Origin of the sequence: Propionivibrio sp. (genome assembly GCF_049316945.1) — a bacterium.
In the GTDB taxonomy this organism is placed as follows: Bacteria; Pseudomonadota; Gammaproteobacteria; order Burkholderiales; family Rhodocyclaceae; genus Propionivibrio.
Genome location: NZ_JBMOJE010000001.1, coordinates 1 through 15,395 on the forward strand (window position 1 = coordinate 1; position 15,395 = coordinate 15,395).

A 15,395-nucleotide genomic window follows, 5' to 3' on the forward strand; every position below is an offset into this window, starting at 1 on the left:
CCAGACATGCCAATTCGAATGTTGGAAAAGGGGAAGTTATTTCGTAGGCGTTCCTTAGCCCAAGGCGTGGCGACACGAGAAGCGATGGAGCGCTGTAAAAAGATCGGCTTCCGGCTTTTTCAGGGGCACTTTTTCGCGCACCCTGAAATCGTCAGCGGACGCCGTCTCTCAGCGTCACAGGCCGGCCTGATTCAACTGATCAACCTCGCCAGCGGCGATTCCGAAACGGTCAGGATCGAAGAGGGAATCAAACACGAGCCGGCTCTGGCGATCAACCTGCTGCGCATCGTCAACTCGGTGGGTCATGGACTGTCCCGGCGCACCACTTCCCTGCGTCACGCCATCACCCTGCTCGGCAGGCGCCAACTGCAAGGCTGGCTGCAATTGCTGCTCATGACCCCAGCAGGGAAAACACCCGACGCCAGCCGTTCCCCACTGTTACAGGTCGCCGCACTGCGCGGACGGATGATGGAAATGCTGATCGGGCAAAGCCACCCGCGCGACGGAAAATTGGCCGATCAGGCCTTCATTACCGGAATCATGTCGATGATGCCGGCAGCGCTTGGCCTGCCGATGAACGAGATATTCGAGCAAATCACGCTTGAACCCGAGGTAATGGAGGCGCTTTCATCGCATGCCGGAATGCTGGGGAAAACTTTGGCGCTGCTCGAATGTTTCGATGCTGACGATGGCCAGGGCTGTGACGTTCTGCTCGGTCAATTGCACAATGTCGACCTTGATCGCGGCACGCTCAACACCTGCCTGATGGACTCGTTGCGCTGGGTCAACGGCAATACCGAGGGGGACTAAGCCGACTGAGGGCTTGTGAAAAAACCAAAAAACTACCGCAGAGGCGCAGAGTCGCAGAGAAAACGCAGAGGAACTCCATTGCTTTTAACCTTAAAACCTCAGTCTATCCACGAAAATCACGAAAGACACGAACAAAATCAAGAGCTTGATTTTTTCTTTATTCACCTTTTGGGTGGCCATCTTATGCTTATTATCTCCTTGATTCTTTTCGTGCTTTTTGTGTTTTTCGTGGACGAACTGCTTTTTCTAGGTTTAAAGGTTTTCTCTGCGAAACCTTTGCGACTCTGCGCCTCTGCGGTGGGTGTTCAGGTTTTTTCACAGCCGCTGAGGCTGCAACTCAGCGTGCGGCGTTTCAACAGGTTTTTACGTCCTGTTATTTGGCACGCTTAACTGCCGCCTTGGGCTTTGACGCTGTTGTTGAATGCACGGCCTTGTCCTTGGCTGCACTTTTCCCCGTTGATTCTGGAGCGCCCGTAGCGGCCTTAACGGGTGGTTTCACTTTCGGAACCATTGTCTTGGTGGCAACAGGCTTGGTTGTTGCTGTCTTTGCCGCCGGCTTCACTTTGCTTGCCGCAGTCTTGGCAGTCGTCGCCTTGCCTGGCCGCGCAGCCGGCTTCACCGGCAAAGCAATCTCCGCCATCTCGATGCCAAATACATCGCCCAGGGCGGAATCGTCGAGCACTTTTCTGGCCTTCGGACCTTTCGTCGTTTTCGGCAGACCGGCCCCGGCCTGCGTGACCAGATCCTTGGCATCGACCCGGCGCAACGTGAACAGCAACTCGGGCTGATGATCGAGGCGGGCACCTACGCCATAGAGCACGGCAGCGACGTGTTTGCACATCGAGGCCCAGTCCGGGCAACTGCAGCTGAACTTGATTTCATTGGGCGCCGGGAACAGGCCGCTTCCCGGTTTGCAGATGCGCTCCATCACCGCCTTGGAAAGCTTGCCTTGCAGGAGTTCGACGAGTGAGTCGATCGACCCCGCGCAATCGGCGCCGATGGCCTGCCACTGTTTTTCGGGAACCGCCGCCACCGACACGTCGACCTTGTACAAGCTCGATCCCATCACCTGTGCGCGCACTTCGCCGGCACTGATCCTGAGGTCGATCACCGAGCCATTGCGCACATAAGTGCGTCCGCGCGGAAGCCGGTTGGCATAGTCGCTGTAGCGCTCCAGATTATCCCCCCAGGCCTTGCCCCAGAAGGTCTTGGCCATGGCGCCGCCATACGGCGCGATGGGCGAGAATTCCGCTCCGGCTTTCTTCGCCTTGGCGGCGATCTTTTCAGCCTTTTTCCGGCGCTCGGCGACCGAGACATACGGTGCCCAACCTCCTCCATAGCCCATGCATTTCCCCTGAAAGTCAGTTTTCCTGTGCCGCATTGATGTCGAGCTTGACCAGATCGAGCAGTTCCTTATCGCTCATCTCGGTGAGCAGGAGTTCGGCTCCGCCTTCCAGAACATCCTTCACCAACTGCTGTTTCGATTCGATCAGCTGGTCGATGCGATCCTCAATGGTGCCACGACAAACGAATTTATGCACCAGAACATTTTTCTGCTGGCCGATGCGGAAAGCGCGGTCGGTGGCCTGGTTCTCCACGGCGGGATTCCACCAGCGATCGAAGTGGATTACATGCGACGCGGCGGTCAGGTTCAGCCCGGCCCCGCCGGCTTTCAGCGAGAGGACGAAGAATGGTGTCAACTCGTCCTCCTGGAAGCGCTTGACCAACTCGCGACGCTTGGCAACCGGCGTGCCACCATGCAGCACCAGGCCTTCGCGACCGAAAATCGAGCCCAGAAAGGCCGCCAGGGGTTCGGTGGTTTCACGAAACTGGGTGAACACCAGCACCTTTTCCTGCTTGGCGGCAATCACCTCGGCCAACTCGCGCAGGCGCGCGAACTTGCCGCTGTCGTCCGCCGCCCACGCCCCGTCGCCAAGCCATTGCGACGGGTGGTTGCAGATCTGCTTGAAGCGCATCAGGAAGGAGAGTACGGCGCCTTTGCGATTGATCCCTTCCGCATTTTCGAGAACGATGGCCAGCTCCTTCACTGCCCGCTGATACAGCGCGGCCTGCTTCGGACTCAGATGGCACCAGGCCTTGAGCTCGGTCTTGTCCGGCAGGTCGGAGATGACCCGCTTGTCGGATTTCAGCCGACGCAATATGTAGGGGCGAACCAGCGTCCGCAAGGGGCCGAAGTGTTCATTCTGGGCCAGGCGCTTGGTGAATTTGGCAAAGACCTTGTCCGAGCCGAGCAGGCCGGGGTGGGTAAAGTCGAAGATCGACCACAGGTCGGAAAGCCGGTTTTCGACCGGGGTGCCGGTCAGCGCGATGCGCGCGTCGGCCTTGATCTTTTTCACCTGGCGCGTCTGCTTGGCGCCAGGATTCTTGATCGCCTGCGCTTCGTCGGCCACCGCAATACGCCAGTTCTGCTCAGTCAGCGCGGGCAGGCGCAACAGCGTGCCGTAGCTGGTGATGACCAGATCGACGTGGCTTAAACGCTGCGCATCGAGCGCGCGCAAGTCGCTGGCCGGCATGGCCGAAGGATGGGCAATCAGGAAACGCAAACTGGGCGCGAAGCGTTCGGCCTCCGCCGCCCAGTTGGCCAGCAGCGAGGCCGGCGCCACCAGCAGGCTGGGGCGCGAATTCCCTTGATTTTCCCGCTTGAGCACGAGCAGTAATGACAGCACTTGGATCGTCTTGCCCAGCCCCATGTCGTCGGCCAGGCAGGCGCCCAGGCCAAGCCGGGTGAGCAGGTAAAGCCAGCGCACACCAGCCTGCTGATACGGACGCAGGGTGGCCTTGAGCTCCGGGCAGGGATCGACTTGCGCCAATCCCTCCGGCTGGCGCAAGCCGTGCAAGGTCTCGGACAGCCAAGGGCCGGCGATGAGTTGCGACCAGTCGGCATCCTCCTCTGAAAAATCGTCGTCAAGCGACGCGCCGGCCATCAGGCGCATGGCTTCGGCAAAGTGCAAGCCGTTGTCGGACGCGGCCTGCTCAATAGCCTGGAAACGTTCCAGCAGGCGGCCAAGTTTCTTGCGATCCACCTCGACCCAGTAGCCTCTGATCAGTTGCAGACCGTCCACGCTCTGCATCATGGCCTTGATCTCGGTCGCGCTGAGATGCTCGCCACCGAGCGTCACTTCCATGCTGAAATCAAGGAGCGCATTCATTCCCAGCAGCGACGGTGGCCCGCTGCCGACGCTGGCCTTGATCAACGGCCGCGCAGGCCGCCCTCCCTGCCAGTTGCCCGGTGCACGCACGACGATACCGGCCGCTTCGAGCTTGGGCACATCGCTGAGAAAGTGCCAGGCATCCGCCGGCATCCAGCGCAGCGGGTGATAGATGTCACCTTCCTCGACCATTTCGCGCAGCCATGCGCACTGTTCCGCGGCACGCTGCACCGGCAACAGGAGAGAGAGCAGTTGCGCCTTCTTTTTGCCATCCGAGAATTCGGCCAGCGCCTGCGACAGCGGCAAATGCTGCGCCTTGCCATGCGCCGACAGGCGCGAGGTGTAGGTGGCCAGGAAGGCGAAGGGCGCTTCCGTGTCCTTGCGATTCTCGGCCAGATTGAAATACACCCGCCCGACCAGATTCCAGGCCGGATTACAGGTTTTGAGAAACGTCTGCAGCGGAAGCATCGTTGCTTTCAGCTCGTGGCGCAGGGCGGCATCGAGTTCTGCCCAGAGGCTGGTGAGCACATCCGGCGTCAGATATTCCGCGCCGGTCATCGGCGGCAGGTCGGCAATCAGGGCTTCGAGTGCAGGTTCATCGAGGGGGGTAACGGCAATTTCAGCGCCTTCAGGCGTGGCGCACAGGGCTGTCACATAACGCCCCGCAAAATCGCGCCACCAAGCCAAGGCCGGCGGCAGCACACTGCCGACTTCAGACGCCCCCAGATGCAGAAGGCCATGCCCGGCATCGAGCGCGAAGGCCGTGGCAAGACGGTCATGCAAGCCCGCCGGCAGCGGCGGCGTATCGGAATCCGGCACCAGGCGAAGATGGCCGTGTGGTGTCAGAAGCGGCGCGAGAGCGCCAGTAGCGGGGATTGGCATGTCGAGCACGCTAGGTGCGCCTCCTTTCTGGCATCGTCAAAACTTCGGGAATTGGTGAGACGTTTGCTATTCGCTTGTTACAGAAGGCAAGAAGGCTACTCTTGGCACCTGAAAACTTATATACTGATTATTTATACAGTTGTTGTTTGGTCTTTCACCGGTCGCAATACTTCAACAAATCCCAAGTGGGGAGGCATTTTCCATGAATCTAATCCAGAAATGGTTTGAGCAAATTGCAGGCGTTTCTCAAGAAGAGCGCCATCGCTGGGCACTTGCCCAAGAGGTTTTCAAAACGCCGCATCTGAATATTTCAGCGTTACAAAAACCCGCCTGCTGGCGCAGAAAATCGCGGGCAACGGCTTTAAAACGGCAGGTTCAGGCCGGCTTTCTTTCCTGAAAAACAATGGTACTGGTGTCCTGGCGCCGCAAACCATTACACTCCCATCCTCGCGAGGTACCGAATGGCGTCTGGCGGGCATTTTCCGCACTCGTACCAAGGCGCGTCTGATGCTCTTGGTCTGTTGATTCATTTTTCATAGCTTTTCAAAGGGTATTCGATGCACCCGGTACACGATGTTGATGCACTTCTGTTGTTGGCCGTGACACTTTCTTCGAAGCGGCGGCCCGCTGTAATTGTCGAGATCATCGCTGCGGCTGATCTGATCCAGGGCACTGTTCCTTCCGAATTGAAACTGGTCGAGGCCTTTCATCGCTTGTCCATGCATGGTCTGATCTGCGAGGAGGAGGGCGGCTTCACGCTGAGCCCGGAGGCGCAGAAAATCATGACCGGTCAGCCCAGAAAAGCCGATGCCCTGGAACGTATCATGAGTGTCAAGGAAAAGCTCGCCGCGTACGACCCCAAGGGCGAGCACGCTCCCGTCCTGCTCACGGCAAAACAACTCTGCACCGCCATTCTGGCGCACCGCAAAGCTGAAAAGGCACCGGGTAAAAACCTGCTGGTGCCCAAAGTCAAAGTGGATGGCGATATCCAGCGCCCCGGGCAGCGCCAGCGCAAACCGTTGCCGGCACGCCGGCGCAAGGATTGAGCGTGCGCATGACAGATATTGAAGTTCCATTAGCGCCTCCCTTGTCCGCAGCAAGCGTCGCCGGGCGCTCTTTCAACGAAATGCCGCTGTCGCCACGCCTGCTGGCCACACTGCAGCAGCTCGACTACCTGACGATGACCTCGATCCAGGCCGCCAGTCTGCCGATTGCGCTGGCCGGGCACGACCTCATCGCGCAAGCCAAGACCGGCAGCGGCAAGACGGCGGCGTTCGCGCTGGCCGTACTCACCAATCTGAATCCGCGCCGCTTTGCGGTGCAAGCCATGGTCCTGTGCCCGACGCGGGAGTTGGCGGATCAGGTGACGCAGGAGATTCGTCGGCTGGCGCGCGGTGAAGACAACATCAAGATAATGACCCTTTGTGGCGGCACCACCCTGCGTCCGCAGCGGGCCAGCCTGGAACATGGGGCGCACATCGTCGTCGGTACGCCGGGCCGCATCATGGATCACCTGGAACGTGGCAGCCTGAATCTGGAGGCGCTCAATACCCTGGTGCTCGACGAGGCCGATCGCATGCTGGACATGGGCTTTTACGACGACATCGCATTTGTCGCCAGGCAATGCCCGGCAGGGCGCCAGACACTGCTGTTCTCGGCGACCTATCCGGAGGGTATTGAACGACTGGCGCGCCAGTTCTTGCGCAATCCGCAGGAAGTAAAACTGCTGGAACAACATGATGGCAGCAAGATACGCCAGCGCTTCTACGAGGTGAAGCACGAGGGGCGCTTGCCGGCCGTCGCCATCCTGCTCAAGCACTACCGCCCAGTCAGCACGCTGGCCTTCTGTAACACCAAGCAGCAATGCCGCGACCTGCTGGACGTGCTGCATGCACAGGGCTTCCATGCGCTCACTTTGAATGGCGATCTGGAACAGCGCGAACGCGATCAGGTGCTGATTCAGTTCGCCAATCGCAGTTGCTCGGTGCTGGTGGCCACCGATGTGGCGGCGCGTGGCCTGGATATCGCCCGACTCGAAGCGGTGATCAATGTCGATGTCACCCCCGACCCGGAAATCCACATCCATCGCATTGGCCGCACCGGCCGCGCCGACGAAGACGGCTGGGCGCTGAGCCTGTGCAGCCCGGCCGACAAGCGGCGCGTTGGCGCCATCGCACAGATGATGGGCAGCGAACCGGAGTGGCATGGGCTGGGCTCGTTGCAAAGCGGCAATGACTCACCGCTGGTGCCGCCGATGGTGACGCTGCAGATTCTCGGTGGGCGCAAGGAAAAGATCCGCTCCGGCGACGTGCTGGGCGCACTCACCGGCGACGCCGGAGGCGAACGGAAATTCACCCGCGAGCAAGTCGGCAAGATCACGGTGACTGACCAATCCACCTATGTTGCCGTCGAACGCAGCAGCGCTCGCGAAGCCGTCCGCAAGCTGTCGGCAGGCAAGGTGAAGGGCAAAACGGTGAAAGTACGCGCCCTGGAGGACTGATTCAACGTCAGTCATATTGCTCGTACTTCTTCTGCTGATGTGCTGTATTGAGGGCGCGGCTATTTAACCTGAATGCCTCGGTTGGACGGAAGATAAGGAAAAAATCCGGCTTGAAATTGCAGTGCCCGGAGCGATGTGTTAAAAGAAGCAACTGTCCTGACTGATTCAGTTTAACCTCGTCGCCCATGGTTTTCTCTTTCTTCAAAAAACCGCCGGAAAAGATGGTGTCAAAGCCGGCTGCCATCCCACGTGCAAAAGCGGTGGTTGAGGGTGTTCCGTCGCTCCGCGATGACAAGATCGACTATCCCGGCGCCTCGGCTCAGCCCGCTTCTCCGCCTCTGTCGAAGGTTGCCACCGCTGAGTCTTCTTCACTGGATTTCAGTGAGTTCGCATTTAGCGAGAGTTCTCCCGACTTTCAAATCGAAGCAGACATCGACCCTGTCGATGCCGAAGCCGAGGAAGTTGCGATTCTTTTTGCCAATGGGCAGGATGAAGTAGTTCGCTCAGTGCTTGAGAATGCTGTTCGCATTCATCACTTTGGTCCGGGCGAGCGTTTGTGGATGATGCTTTTCGATCTCTACGGATTAACCGGGCAAAAGGCTTCTTTCGAAGTGCTGGAGATTGACTACGCCCGATCGTTTGAAAAATCGCCGCCCGGTTGGCGCGACAAATCGAAAGGTGAACCAAAGGCCAAGGAGGTGCTGGCCGGCAGCCTGTTGTTCAAGGGCGATCTGACCGGAGATAACGACGCAGCGTTCGACGCCATTCGACAGTCACTCGAAAAGAACCCCAAGCTGCGTCTTGATCTGTCGAAAGTTACTCGTCTTGATGCCGGTGGTTGTGGTCGTTTGCTGGCCTTGTTGCAGCAGGCAAGAAAAGCCAGGCGCGAGATAGAATTGCTGGGTCGCGATACCCTTGGTGCGCTGGTTGAAGAGCGCGTCGAGTCCGGGCGAGCAGAAGACAGTGAGTGCTGGCTTCTGCTTCTCGAACTGTGCCAGTTGCAGGGGCAATATGAGGGTTTCGAGGACGTGGCAATAAACTATGCCGTTACTTTCGAGGTCTCGCCGCCCTCCTGGGAGGCCAATCGGGTAGCCGCTCCCGAACCGGTGCTTCTGACAGCGAACGGCGAGGGTGGCGACGATGTGGCTGCTGACGCCTATGTGCTGCGGGGAGATGTCAAATCCTCACGTTTCGCTGACCTGCCGGCGTATGCCGATGTGCATGATTCGGTACTCATCGATTGCGGTGCGCTGACGCGGATGGATTTCATCAGTGCCGGTGCGCTGCTCAATTCGTTGACCATTATCCGGCGAACCGGCAAGCAGATTGTCTTTCACCACCCGAATCATCTCGTTGCCGAGTTGTTCGGCATCATTGGTCTGAAAGCTGTAGCGACCATCGTTTTTGCAAAACATTAGGGCTTATTCATGGAGCAATACCACGGTACGACGATCCTGTCGGTACGACGAGGCAACCGGGTGGCCATGGGCGGAGACGGGCAGGTCACGCTTGGCAACATCGTCATCAAGGCCAGCGCGCGCAAGGTCCGGCGCATTCATCAGGGGAAGATTCTGGCCGGCTTTGCCGGCGGGACGGCAGATGCTTTCACGCTCTTTGAGCGCTTTGAAGCCAAGCTGGACAAGCATCAGGGCAATCTGTTGCGTTCAGCGGTTGAGCTGGCCAAGGACTGGCGCAGCGACCGTGCTCTGCGCCGACTGGAGGCGATGCTGGCGGTGGCTGATCAGGAGAATTCGCTGGTGATTACCGGCAACGGCGATGTGCTGGAACCAGAGTTCGGCATTGTCGCCATTGGTTCGGGCGGTGCTTTTGCGCAGTCGGCAGCACGTGCGCTGATTGAGAATACCGAGCTTGATCCGGCCGAGATTATCCGTAAATCACTCGAGATTGCTGGCGATCTGTGCATCTACACCAACCACAACTTCACCATCGAAACGCTTGACTGAGGGCTTTTGAATAAATGCCTGAACACCCACCGCAGAGCCGCAAAGGCGCAGAGGTTTCGCAGAGAAAACCTTTAAAAACAAATCGCTTTCTCCGCGTTTTCTCTGTGTCTCTGCGTCTCTGCGGTGGATTTTTGATATTTTCACAGACTCTGAGAGCTTGGGAGAATCAGATTCCCAGCGCGATACGGATACCGTCGTAGCGCGCTTCGATTTCAGGGAAATGCCCGGCTAGTTTTGGCCAGGAGAGGCCGAGGTTCGCGCAGGCCAGATCAGACAGGTCGGGAACCCGGTTGTTGGGCTGTTCTCCGAGGTCGAGGGCGTGGCTCAGAACCTCGCTGACATGAATCAGATTGCCGATTTCGCTGCCCAGCTCGTCGGGCTCATGGTGGGCGGCAATGGCGTCGGCGATATTGTTGGGCAGTTTCCAGGTGATTGCCAGAGCACGGCCGGCTTCAGCGTGGTCATAGCCGAACACTGTACGTTCGGCCGCGATGATCGGGATGTCGTCCTTGTGGTGCAGCTCAAGCGCCTGAATGTAGCTGACCGGGCTGGCGGTATACATCAGCAGTTGCCCGATGTCGTGTAGCAGGCCGCCCGTAAACGCCAAATCCCGATTGACGCCCGTATGTTCTGCGAGCACACGCGCACAGGCGGCAACCCCAAGCGAGTGGCGCCACAGTAGCCGGGCATCGAATCCCGCACTGCGGGTATCGTAACGATAGCTTAATGCCGAGGCCAGGATGATGCTGATCACCCGGTCAGCGCCGAGAACCAGGAAGGCCTGCTTGGCCGAAAAGATGTGCGTTGATAGTCCGGAGGCCGCCGAGTTGGCGGCGGCGAGCAGGCGGGCGACGATGACAGGTTCAGAGTTGATATGATGAGCGATCGTATCAACGTCGGCGCTTTCATCGCCAAGCGAACGGATCAGGTAGTTCACCACCTCTGGCATCGAGGGGAGTGCCTTGGCATGGGAAGGGAGTTCGTCAAGGCTGGGTGGGGTCATTTCGTGCTCTCCAGCCGGAAGTTGAGAATGGCGTCGTGCAGCCCTTTTTTGGCCGGACTGCCATCGCCGCGAAAGATGGTTTCCACCCGGGTTCTGGCTGCCACCAGTTCATCGGCAATGGTTTGTTCGTCGCGCGAATCGGCTACGAGTACGCCAACGACTTCGACACCGCGCCGGATCAGCCGTTCAAGAATTTCAGAATCGACTTGCGTTCCGGCGACCAGCAGGGTATGGCCCTCCCGGTCAGTGACGGCCTTGGCGAGTGTCATGCCAGGTGATACACCCCCAGGGGCAAAGTACATGGTGCGAGATTTCACGGAGAGCCTCCAGAAGCCGTTTGACGGTATGCCATTGCACACAAGTTTGCCACAGCGCATGGTCGATGAGAACATAATGCTTTCGTAACCATGTTTTACACCTCAGGATTGCCATGACGCAAATGACGCCGCAGGAAATTGTTCACGAACTCGATAAGCACATTGTCGGTCAGGGTAAGGCCAAGAAGGCCGTCGCCATTGCGCTGCGCAACCGCTGGCGGCGAGCTCAGGTGGAGGAGCCGTTGCGCCAGGAAATTACGCCGAAGAACATTCTGATGATCGGGCCGACCGGTGTTGGCAAAACAGAAATTGCGCGCCGTCTGGCCCGGCTGGCCAATGCGCCCTTCATCAAGATCGAGGCCACCAAATTCACCGAGGTCGGCTATGTCGGGCGCGATGTGGAAACGATCATCCGCGATCTGGCCGAGATTGCCATCAAGAATGGCCGGGACAAAGCCATGAAGGCCGTCCGTGTGCGTGCCGACGATGCGGCTGAGGAGCGCATTCTCGATGCCTTGCTGCCTCCGGCGCGGGGCAATTTCTTCAACGAATCGCAAACGGCGGATGAGAATGCAACACGGCAGAAGTTTCGCAAGAAGTTGCGTGAAGGCTTGCTGGATGGCAAGGAGATTGAAATCGAGGTCGCCGGGCCGTCGATGCAGGCCGAGATATTTGCCCCTCCCGGAATGGAAGAACTGACTTCGCAGATCCAGGGCATGTTCCAGAACATGGGCGGTGCGCGTAAGAAGCCGAGAAAGTTGACGATCAGTGAGGCGCGCAAGCTGCTGATCGAAGAAGAAGCGGGCAAACTGGTCAACGACGAAGAAGTGAAGCATGAGGCGGTGCGCAACGTCGAGCAGAACGGCATCGTGTTCCTCGACGAGATCGACAAGATCACTTCGCGCGGCGACTCGCACGGCGCCGATGTTTCACGCCAGGGGGTGCAACGCGACCTGCTGCCACTGGTCGAGGGCACCACGGTCTCGACCAAGTACGGCATGATCCGTACCGATCATGTGCTGTTCATCGCCAGCGGCGCTTTCCATCTCGCCAAACCCTCGGATCTGATTCCCGAGTTGCAGGGACGTTTTCCGATTCGCGTTGAACTGGACTCGCTGTCGGTTGCTGATTTCGAGCAGATTCTGACCCAGACCGATGCCTGCCTGACCATGCAGTATCAAGCCCTGCTGGCTACCGAGGGGGTGACTCTGGAGTTCCTGCCGGATGGTATCCAGCGCCTGGCCGAGGTCGCCTGGTCGGTCAACGAACGCACCGAGAACATCGGTGCGCGACGCCTTTATACGGTCATGGAGCGTCTGCTTGAAGAGGTTTCTTTCACAGCCGGGAGCGAGGCCGGGGAACAGTCGATCCGCATCGATGCCGAATATGTCGATGGGCGGCTCGATGAACTGGCCAAGAACGAAGACTTGTCGCGCTACGTGCTTTGAACGGTAATACGGATTCCGTGATTTATTTGCGCATGGTGTTGTGCAGTACGGCACGTTTATAGTCGGCTGGTATGTTGCAAAAAGAAGCCGAACGGCAGCTATCGACCCCAGTGACCTGATAACGTTGGGAAGGGCTATGTCAGCTTTCTGATCCATAAGCCCGCCGTTCGCTAGAGTCTTCACAATGGCGGCACCTCGGCCTTGAACGGAAATTCAGCTGGCTAGCGAGATCGGTCAGCAATACGCCGAATAGTTGCCTGTGAGATTCGCTCAGCAATAAATCTTAACATTAAAATTTGGTTCGTCCTCTACAACAACTAAGAACGAGATCGTCTGGCAGTAAGTTGTTCTAAGTACAAATTCACGCGAGGAAGTTCGGCTTTGAACTGTTCTATCTTATGCCGACGACTTCTCACCCAATCTGGCAACTCGTTCGTCTTAGCCTTCTTATCTTTTAAACGTTCCATAAGCATCGCATATTGTTGTTGCCGGGTTATCCCTTGAATTCCACAGATTTCTTCTAAGCAATTGAGCTCTTGTGGTACGAGAGTCTCTTGGTCACTCTTGGTCTCTTTGTCATCTCGGATGTCGCCAAAGTAGATTTTTGGGAAGTTCTCCTCAAGAAAACTATTGTCGATAACAGATTGCCCCAAGAGGCATGCCCTTAAAATTAGGCTTTGAAGCTCTCTCGCGTTTCCCGGCCAAGAATATCTCAATAGGCGCTGCCGGGCAGAGGATTCAAGACCAATTTGCATGGTTCGCTCATTCTTCGCCAGATCCCTGTTTATCCGATCGAAAATGCACTCGATGTCATGGGGGCGCTCTCGGAGAGGGGAAATCAAAATGGGACTCCCCAGTCGCATTTGAAGGTCGAGCCTGAAGGAACCGTCAGCAACCAAATCCGATACGGGTTTGTTGCTGGCTGCGAGAACTACGCCTGCGTACTCCAATGTTTCTTGTTCCTCATTCCCCAAAGGGGAGAATTCGCCGTGTTCAATGACGGTTAGAAGTCGAAACTGCACCTCCAGAGGATAAGAGTTGATCTCGTTGAGGAAAACTGGGCGATGCATCTTCTTCGCGATGCCGAAAATTCCATCACGCCGGTTATCTGCTCCGGTGAACGAGCCCTTAGCATGTCCGAAAAGTTGCGAAAGGATGAATCGGGTATCTGCCGTTACGCCAAAGCGAACAAAGGACGATTGGGCATGCCGGGTATCCAAATACTCGATCAATTCATCTTTGCCGGATCCCGTTTCCCCCTCAATGAGTAGGGCGATTACGCGGTACGATCCGTTCCGAGTCAACTCCAAAGCCTTGCGGTAAACGGACTCGAGTTCCCCAACTCTTTTCGAAAGCGCCTCGTCATAGGTTACGAATTTGCCAAAGGTATGGAGCCGTCTGCTTTTCCTTTCCGAAATGACGTTCGCCGCGGTAGCTCCTTTCGTTACACCGGAGGTTTTCAGGCGACCAGAGAGCTTTATTAGATCCGGTCGAACCCGGTCTAGAATACTTGTTCTTGCGGCGATGGGCCAAAAGCGTACAAATGGCTCTGAGGGGGAGTCCAATTGCGCAAGACGGTCAATTACCTCGTCGCAAGTAATGACCGCCTGGTTCTCCAACAACGACCGAACATGCTGGACTAGGGGAATCATCGTTTCATTGGTCAAGTCGACGCTTTCCGGCTCCCACTCCGTCTCGCTGAAAAGGTGATCAAGAAATTGCCGTGCTGGAAAGTCTCGTGCTTTGCCCTTTTCGGCATAAAGGGCGAAAACATGTGATTCGCCAACTATGTCTAGAGCATGCGCAGCCCCAAGTTGCTCTGAGGCGAACTGCAGGGGCGTAACCGCCGCAGTAATCGAAATAACGGCGGGAGCCATCGTGAGCTCCTTGGCTACCCCTGCCTCAAGTCCGTTACCGGATATTGAGAACGGACGTGGATCCGCAACCCGAACATTTTCTTTTCTCAAAGCGGATACGCATTCTCGTCCGATTGTCCGATCATTGCTTAGTACGACGACGTTTCCGGGCTTGGCACTGGATTTTCGATATCTCTCGATGCGCCTGAGGCATGACCATTTTCCCGGCCACGTCACATCGTCAGCCATTAGAGCCTCTTCGACCTTTTGGAGATTCGCGTCCACTTCGCCCTTGTCCTCCCCGCTCAGCGCCAGGCGAGTCATCGCGTCAAGCATGAAGGCCATTCCGGCAGTAACTCCGCCGGGGAGCGGGGGTAAGCGAATGTCTCCCAGCAGAAAATGCTCAGTGAGTGGCTTCATTACTCGATCGCTTAACTCCATCCTCAACTGATCTATAAAGTCAACACAAGTAAGGGCAAACCAAACGGCTGCTGAGTCGCGCTTCGATCGATCACGTTTCTGGGAAAAACGAAGTAGGTATATAGACCTCGTCGCGTCGTTCGGTGGGCCGTTGTACCGTGCCAGTTTCACCTCGGTAAAGCCGAGCATCGAAACCAGAAAATCGCCTGGTTTAAGGGGAACATCCCGACTTACTTGCCCCCAGGCACCGCGAATCCGCGAATGCGAGATCGCATGCAGGCGCTCGTTGATCTGCGCCGATGATAGCCATCTCAAAGCCCCTTTATTCGGGCGCTCAAGAAGTGGGGTCCTTTGTGCCCGCTCGACGGCGACAACGAATAGATCGTCAAAAGTGGGTGTCCCCCAATGTTTGCGGTCACATCGAAGTTTTCGGAAGTGGTCTTGGTAGTACCAGCAATCCAAGCGCCGTGCGGCATCAATCTCTAGGCTGCTGACCCTCCATCCATTTGGTGATTCCCGGTTTAGCTCGTCCAAAGGGGGATACATCCAAACGGATTCAACAGGCGTTACGCCGTAGGCAACGATGCTGAAGGAATTGGGTTCGTCCATCGGTTTGTAGGAACGCTCTTGGTTACCCAACGGGGTAATGCGGCTCAGCGTCGGTGTGAAGAGCGCCATTCGGTACGCCCTATATTCCTCGACCAGCTCTTTGCTGGACTTTTTGCGCGTGGCGTCGCACAGCACCCTATCCTGCACGAAGACCCGAATGGGTTGCGAACGTGGCCTGCCAAGAAAGGTCAGCAAGTCATCCGGAGCGCCAGGTAACGACGTGCCGGTCTGCCAGGATTCTGGATTACCTGTGGCTGCTTCGTCGATCCGCAGTTCTAGTAATTTCCGGTTCTTTTCATCAAGCAGGAAGTCCATTGGGGCACCAAGAAAAAAAGGAATTTCCTTAGTTTATCAGGAAAAGCCTTGTGTTAAAATTGGATAATACCCTCGCGAAATATTGTTACATTCCTTTAAGA

The 15,395-nt window shown here is 57.1% G+C and carries 14 protein-coding genes; 8 read left to right on the forward strand and 6 right to left on the reverse strand.

What is annotated here, in order from left to right:
• Positions 1-84 precede the first annotated feature (84 nt).
• Both ACOYNV_RS00005 and ACOYNV_RS00010 read left to right on the forward strand, forming a co-directional pair.
• Complete coding sequence (locus ACOYNV_RS00005) at positions 85-810, forward strand: EAL and HDOD domain-containing protein (protein WP_422897672.1); 726 nt, start codon at positions 85-87, stop codon at positions 808-810.
• Positions 811-825: 15 nt separating this feature from the next.
• Positions 826-1,200, forward strand: coding sequence for a hypothetical protein (locus ACOYNV_RS00010; protein ID WP_422897673.1), 375 nt, complete (start codon positions 826-828; stop codon positions 1,198-1,200).
• Here the strand turns inward: ACOYNV_RS00010 and ACOYNV_RS00015 are convergent.
• Both ACOYNV_RS00015 and ACOYNV_RS00020 read right to left on the reverse strand, forming a co-directional pair.
• On the reverse strand, positions 1,184-2,155 hold the full coding sequence (locus ACOYNV_RS00015) for an SWIM zinc finger family protein (protein WP_422897674.1): 972 nt from the start codon (positions 2,153-2,155) through the stop codon (positions 1,184-1,186). The genes ACOYNV_RS00010 and ACOYNV_RS00015 overlap by 17 nt on opposite strands.
• Before the next feature lie 16 nt (positions 2,156-2,171).
• Complete coding sequence (locus tag ACOYNV_RS00020; protein WP_422897793.1) at positions 2,172-4,862, reverse strand: DEAD/DEAH box helicase; 2,691 nt, start codon at positions 4,860-4,862, stop codon at positions 2,172-2,174.
• A gap of 202 nt (positions 4,863-5,064) precedes the next feature.
• On the opposite strand from ACOYNV_RS00020, the gene ACOYNV_RS00025 reads away from it, so the two are divergent.
• The 3 genes from ACOYNV_RS00025 (at position 5,065) to dbpA (ending at position 7,362) form a co-directional block, all read left to right on the forward strand.
• Positions 5,065-5,259, forward strand: coding sequence for a hypothetical protein (locus ACOYNV_RS00025; protein WP_422897675.1), 195 nt, complete (start codon positions 5,065-5,067; stop codon positions 5,257-5,259).
• Between the two features lie 160 nt (positions 5,260-5,419).
• Entirely contained in the window at positions 5,420-5,908 is a 489-nt protein-coding gene (locus ACOYNV_RS00030) for a hypothetical protein (protein WP_422897676.1), read from the forward strand.
• Between the two features lie 8 nt (positions 5,909-5,916).
• Complete coding sequence (dbpA, locus tag ACOYNV_RS00035; protein WP_422897677.1) at positions 5,917-7,362, forward strand: ATP-dependent RNA helicase DbpA; 1,446 nt, start codon at positions 5,917-5,919, stop codon at positions 7,360-7,362.
• A 7-nt stretch (positions 7,363-7,369) separates the two neighbouring features.
• On the opposite strand, the gene ACOYNV_RS00040 is transcribed toward dbpA, so the two are convergent.
• Positions 7,370-7,606, reverse strand: coding sequence for a hypothetical protein (locus ACOYNV_RS00040; protein ID WP_422897678.1), 237 nt, complete (start codon positions 7,604-7,606; stop codon positions 7,370-7,372).
• Here ACOYNV_RS00040 and ACOYNV_RS00045 point away from each other — a divergent pair.
• Together ACOYNV_RS00045 and hslV are read left to right on the forward strand one after the other, a co-directional pair.
• Positions 7,584-8,780: an STAS domain-containing protein gene (locus tag ACOYNV_RS00045; protein ID WP_422897679.1), complete on the forward strand. Its 1,197-nt coding sequence runs from the start codon at positions 7,584-7,586 to the stop codon at positions 8,778-8,780. The two genes, ACOYNV_RS00040 and ACOYNV_RS00045, sit on opposite strands and share 23 nt — an antisense overlap.
• Before the next feature lie 9 nt (positions 8,781-8,789).
• Positions 8,790-9,326, forward strand: coding sequence for an ATP-dependent protease subunit HslV (hslV, locus tag ACOYNV_RS00050; protein WP_422897680.1), 537 nt, complete (start codon positions 8,790-8,792; stop codon positions 9,324-9,326).
• 166 nt (positions 9,327-9,492) lie between these two features.
• Here the strand turns inward: hslV and ACOYNV_RS00055 are convergent, their stop codons facing one another.
• Positions 9,493-10,329 carry an HDOD domain-containing protein gene (locus ACOYNV_RS00055; protein ID WP_422897681.1) on the reverse strand — a complete coding sequence of 279 codons (837 nt, stop codon included), beginning with the start codon at positions 10,327-10,329 and terminating at the stop codon, positions 9,493-9,495.
• Entirely contained in the window at positions 10,326-10,646 is a 321-nt protein-coding gene (locus tag ACOYNV_RS00060) for a hypothetical protein (RefSeq protein ID WP_422897682.1), read from the reverse strand. The genes ACOYNV_RS00055 and ACOYNV_RS00060 overlap by 4 nt, the downstream gene beginning before the upstream one ends.
• Before the next feature lie 113 nt (positions 10,647-10,759).
• Here ACOYNV_RS00060 and hslU point away from each other — a divergent pair, with 113 nt between their 5' ends.
• A complete protein-coding gene (hslU, locus tag ACOYNV_RS00065) occupies positions 10,760-12,094 on the forward strand; it encodes an ATP-dependent protease ATPase subunit HslU (protein WP_422897683.1) in 1,335 nt (444 codons plus the stop codon).
• A 317-nt stretch (positions 12,095-12,411) separates the two neighbouring features.
• On the opposite strand, the gene ACOYNV_RS00070 is transcribed toward hslU, so the two are convergent.
• Complete coding sequence (locus tag ACOYNV_RS00070) at positions 12,412-15,294, reverse strand: sigma-54-dependent transcriptional regulator (RefSeq protein WP_422897684.1); 2,883 nt, start codon at positions 15,292-15,294, stop codon at positions 12,412-12,414.
• Positions 15,295-15,395: the final 101 nt, after the last annotated feature.

Excerpts from the sequence above, each read along its gene's own strand:
- hslV (WP_422897680.1), top strand. The coding sequence starts at position 8,790 with ATGGAGCAATACCACGGTACGACGATCCTGTCGGTACGACGAGGCAAC.
- ACOYNV_RS00025 (WP_422897675.1), top strand. The coding sequence starts at position 5,065 with ATGAATCTAATCCAGAAATGGTTTGAGCAAATTGCAGGCGTTTCTCAA.
- dbpA (WP_422897677.1), top strand. The coding sequence starts at position 5,917 with ATGACAGATATTGAAGTTCCATTAGCGCCTCCCTTGTCCGCAGCAAGC.
- ACOYNV_RS00055 (WP_422897681.1), bottom strand. The coding sequence starts at position 10,329 with ATGACCCCACCCAGCCTTGACGAACTCCCTTCCCATGCCAAGGCACTC.
- ACOYNV_RS00070 (WP_422897684.1), bottom strand. The coding sequence starts at position 15,294 with ATGGACTTCCTGCTTGATGAAAAGAACCGGAAATTACTAGAACTGCGG.
- hslU (WP_422897683.1), top strand. The coding sequence starts at position 10,760 with ATGACGCAAATGACGCCGCAGGAAATTGTTCACGAACTCGATAAGCAC.
- ACOYNV_RS00015 (WP_422897674.1), bottom strand. The coding sequence starts at position 2,155 with ATGGGCTATGGAGGAGGTTGGGCACCGTATGTCTCGGTCGCCGAGCGC.
- ACOYNV_RS00040 (WP_422897678.1), bottom strand. The coding sequence starts at position 7,606 with ATGGCAGCCGGCTTTGACACCATCTTTTCCGGCGGTTTTTTGAAGAAA.
- ACOYNV_RS00030 (WP_422897676.1), top strand. The coding sequence starts at position 5,420 with ATGCACCCGGTACACGATGTTGATGCACTTCTGTTGTTGGCCGTGACA.
- ACOYNV_RS00020 (WP_422897793.1), bottom strand. The coding sequence starts at position 4,862 with ATGCCAATCCCCGCTACTGGCGCTCTCGCGCCGCTTCTGACACCACAC.
- ACOYNV_RS00005 (WP_422897672.1), top strand. The coding sequence starts at position 85 with ATGGAGCGCTGTAAAAAGATCGGCTTCCGGCTTTTTCAGGGGCACTTT.
- ACOYNV_RS00045 (WP_422897679.1), top strand. The coding sequence starts at position 7,584 with ATGGTGTCAAAGCCGGCTGCCATCCCACGTGCAAAAGCGGTGGTTGAG.